Source organism: Streptomyces sp. YS-3 (assembly GCF_045257485.1).
Lineage (GTDB): Bacteria > Actinomycetota > Actinomycetes > Streptomycetales > Streptomycetaceae > Streptomyces.
The window spans coordinates 1-3,780 of the sequence record NZ_JBJHPC010000649.1 but is presented as its reverse complement, the minus strand read 5'-3'; the positions used below and the strand labels follow the sequence as shown (position 1 = coordinate 3,780).

The 3,780-nt window shown below is 66.5% G+C and carries 3 protein-coding genes; 2 read left to right on the top strand and 1 reads right to left on the bottom strand.

Going from position 1 to position 3,780, the window contains the following annotated elements; all coding sequences use genetic code 11:
- Position 1: 1 nt before the first annotated feature.
- Positions 2 to 1,138 (top strand): esterase/lipase family protein, encoded by a 1,137-nt coding sequence (locus ACJA3G_RS32570; protein ID WP_406556633.1) that lies wholly within the window; start codon positions 2 to 4, stop codon positions 1,136 to 1,138.
- A gap of 746 nt (positions 1,139 to 1,884) precedes the next feature.
- On the opposite strand, the gene ACJA3G_RS32565 is transcribed toward ACJA3G_RS32570, so the two are convergent.
- Positions 1,885 to 2,379, bottom strand: a complete 495-nt coding sequence (locus tag ACJA3G_RS32565; RefSeq protein WP_406556632.1) for a hypothetical protein — start codon at positions 2,377 to 2,379, stop codon at positions 1,885 to 1,887.
- Between the two features lie 318 nt (positions 2,380 to 2,697).
- On the opposite strand from ACJA3G_RS32565, the gene ACJA3G_RS32560 reads away from it, so the two are divergent.
- On the top strand, positions 2,698 to 3,630 hold the full coding sequence (locus ACJA3G_RS32560) for a LysR family transcriptional regulator (protein ID WP_406556631.1): 933 nt from the start codon (positions 2,698 to 2,700) through the stop codon (positions 3,628 to 3,630).
- Positions 3,631 to 3,780: the final 150 nt, after the last annotated feature.

Genomic DNA, 3,780 nt, shown 5'->3' with positions numbered 1-3,780 from the left:
CATCCCGCCCCCGCCCAACGATGTTTGGGAACTCCCCTACGGCACCGCCTGGGTCTACCACGGCGAGGGCAACGGCCAACTCATGCGCCCGGTCCTGATGGCGGACGGCTTCAGCGTCGGCCCCAGCGACCTCAGCCTCACCTGGGAGCTCCTGGAGCACGGCCCGTTTCCACTCCTGAGCGAACTCCGCCGCCGGGGCCGCGACGTCGTTCTCGTCGGCTACCACGAGCGCAGCGCTTCGATCCTGCAGAACGCCGAGGCGGTGATGGCGGCCGTCATCGAGGCGATCAGCCGCCGTGTCGGCGACCACCCCCTGACCGTCGGCGGCTTCAGCATGGGCGGCCTGGTCACTCGTTATGCCCTTGCCAAACTGGAGACGGATGGCATCGAGCACCAGACGCAGCTCTACTACTCCTACGACAGCCCGCACACCGGCGCCTGGATCCCCATCGCCCTCCAGGCGTTCGCGCACTACACCAAAAAGCTCGACCCTCGCTTCTCGGACCAGATCAACAGTCCGGCCGCCCAGGAATTGCTCTGGAAGCACATTGCGAACTGGGAGGACAAGCCCGCCACCAGTGAGCGGCGCCTGGCCTTCCTGCGCGCGCTGCGGGAAGTCGGCGACTGGCCCCGGTCGAGGGAGACCCGGCTGATCGCCCTCACCAACGGTCCCGACAACGGCGAAGGCAACGGCGTGGCTCCCGGGGCCGAAGCCGTGACCGGCAGGGGGCTGGCCGTCGTCGGCACGGAGCTGCGGACCCAGTCCGAGGGCGAGAACCAACTGGTCGCCAAGCTCCGGGTGGTCACCCTCCCCACCCGTGAGATCCGCACCAGCGGCCTGCCCGACATCGACGGCGCGCCCGGCGGCACCCTCGACGGTTTCGGCATCCTCGCCGACGCGTTGAACGAGATCCCGGGCTTCGGCGTCGTCAACCCGATCCGCGAGCACTGCTTCGTCCCGGCCGTCAGCGCCATCTCCGCACGGGAGCCGGCCACCCACGACGACCTCTACACCCCGATCAGCGATGAGGAGCTGGAGGAGACGCCCTTCCACGCCGTCAAATTCGCCTCACAGAGCGATAGGCACACCCTGATCACCGAGGAACTCTCCACCTGGTTCCTGGACCAGCTGCCATAAACCCACTGCCGTGACCCAGCGGCAGCCCGAACCCGGCGGCCTCGATCTTGAACGGCTTATCGTTGGTCACGGTCGTACCCGAGCCCGGGGGCGGCGGCGGTCCCGCTCCTCTCCGCCGCCGACTCCGTAGCCACGGACAGACGGAAGCCGCTGCCTGAGACGGTGTCCCTTGCCGCCGTCGTCGCCGCTCCCGGCGTGGGCGGGATACGGTGACTTCTTGCGCTGTCTCGTGGGTGACACCAGCGCTTCCCCCGGCCCGGCCAGCATCAAAGGCGTTAAGCCGAGCGACGACGCCAACCCAGCCGACTTCACCCGTGGGACCTCTCCCCCAAGCCGCCCTGAACCAGATCCGATACAAGCTGACAGCCTCCCCACAGCCCGAGTACGAACTCGCCGCCTGGTTCCACCACCCCACCACCGGCAACTGACGCCTCAACCAACCTGGGCAGAAGCGCCCGGCCCGGTCGTGCTGCGCTGACGGCCGGGGCCTGGTGGACACGGTCCGCGTACCCGCGGGCTGTGGTCGTGACGGAACACCAGAGCACGCACTCCGGGCGCGGGCCCAGGAGGCTCCGGGCCGCAGCCGTTCTGCGCGAGGAGCGCCTTGAAATGCACGAAGAGGTCGGGTATGGCTTCCGGGGTGATGAAGCCGAGTTGGTGCGTGATAGCGGGAGGAAGGATCATGTTCGGGCTGCTCGATGAGACGGCACTTCGCAGCCGTCTCGGCTTCAGCCGGATCATTCTGCTCAAGACACGTCGCTGTTCCGGTGGCTCCTATGACGCTCAGCATAGTTGATCACCAAATTGGCAAGAGCAATCAACAGTGTTGCCAGCAGCGCTGGAAGCCAGGGGTGTTCGACGTGGAGCCCGGGAGTAAAGGATTCTACGAGCAACGCTCCGAGAAAGGTCGTTGCTGCTGAGGTGGCCATGTCTGCGCCGCGTCTGCCCCTGTCGGAAATAGCTGTCAGCCGCAACCCGAGACGCACAGGGGGGGCACATACACCCGCGAGCAGGCCACAGGGAAGGCACAGCACGACTGCCCAGACGAGAGAGCCGGCGCCTTCGACTTCGATCAAGTCACTGGAGAGAAAGGCGACGACCAGGACGCCTGCCAGCATTACCATGCTCATCGCAGCAAGGATGCCGAGCCCGAGACCAGCCATGCCCAGGGCGGCAGAAACCTTCTCCGGTGTTGACAGAGAGGCCCAGGTAGGGCCGTCTCCGGGCCGCTGGGGCTCCACGGTGCGTCTCCTTCGTACATGAGAAGAGGGACCGGGCGGCCCACTGACCTGCCAGTATGCCGCCCGCGAAACCAACACTCCCAGAGGTGGTCGACTCTGACGGTCATTTCGCGATCACATTGCGGCTAGCGGTTTCCCTGCCGCGCCGAAGCCCCTCCAGAGGCAACATTGCCTATCCCCGTCAGACATTACCCACTGACCTGGCCCAGGTCGATAAGGAATTTCCGATGTGGCGATAGGGATCCCCTCCCACCGCTCCGCCGCTCCACCAGTCCGGTGGATACGTCGGTTTATGATCAGCGTGGGAGGTAGCTCGTCATGCGCGTGGAACAGTTGGAATACCTGGCGGCGGTCACCCGGCTGGGGTCGTTGCGTCGCGCCGCGGAGGAACTGCACCTGTCGCAGCCGGCGTTGAGCGAAACGCTCCGCAATCTGGAGCGGGAACTAGGGGTGGCGCTCCTGGAGCGCAAGCGTTCCGGAGCGAGGATCAGCGACCAGGGGCGCGAGTTGCTGCCGCACATCGCCGGGGTGCTTGAGGCGGTCGACCGGCTCCGCCAGGCAGCCGACGAGCAACACCGCTTCAGCCGCACGCTGCGGCTGGGCACGGTCAATGCGGCTACCGTCACGCTCCTGACGCCGGCCATCCGCGAGTTCGGCGCCGCCCATCCCTCCACCCAGGTGGAAGTGATCGCGGACCGGCAGGACGGTATCCAACAACGTCTCGCCGAAGGCGGGTTCGACCTTGGGCTGGTCAGCTACTTCCAAGACGACGACCCTCCCCCCGGCCTGCACACCACGGAACTGCTGCGTGGACGCCCAGTCGTCTGCGTCCGCCCGGACAGTCCGCTGGCTGCGCTCAAAACTGTCACCGTCACCGATCTGCTGACCCAGCCATTGATCGTGATGCGGTCCGGCTATGTCATGCACCGTTACATCCACCGGCTCCTCAGAGGCAGTACAGCCTCCTTCCCGTACTCGGCCGACGGCGCCGAAATGGGCAAGCTGATGGTCGCCCAGGGGCTCGGCGCCACCGTCCTGCCCGACTACAGCGTGCACGGAGATCCCCTGGAGCGCAGTGGCGCGATCATCTGCCGTCCACTGGCGGACGACACCACCGAACTCCGTGTCGTCATCCAGCGACGACGCGCACACTCAGTACCAACGGCGGCACGGGACCTGCACGCCATACTCGTACGCCGAGCCGCAGAAAGCCGCATGCGCCGAGTCCCAGCGCCCAACACCCCCACCTGACCAGCCCCGTCTTGTCAGCAAGGCTCTTCGGCCCGGGCGGGGCGTATTCAAAGGTCGACTCGCGCCCCAGAACGGCAGCTTCCGCCCACGTTCGCTTCCCGTTACGCCTAATCGCTCAACGAAGTCGACGCACCCCCGCGAAGCTACAAC

What these genes read in the sequence shown, in the direction of transcription:
- ACJA3G_RS32560 (WP_406556631.1), top strand. Translation starts at nt 2,698, where the DNA reads ATGCGCGTGGAACAGTTGGAATACCTGGCGGCGGTCACCCGGCTGGGG.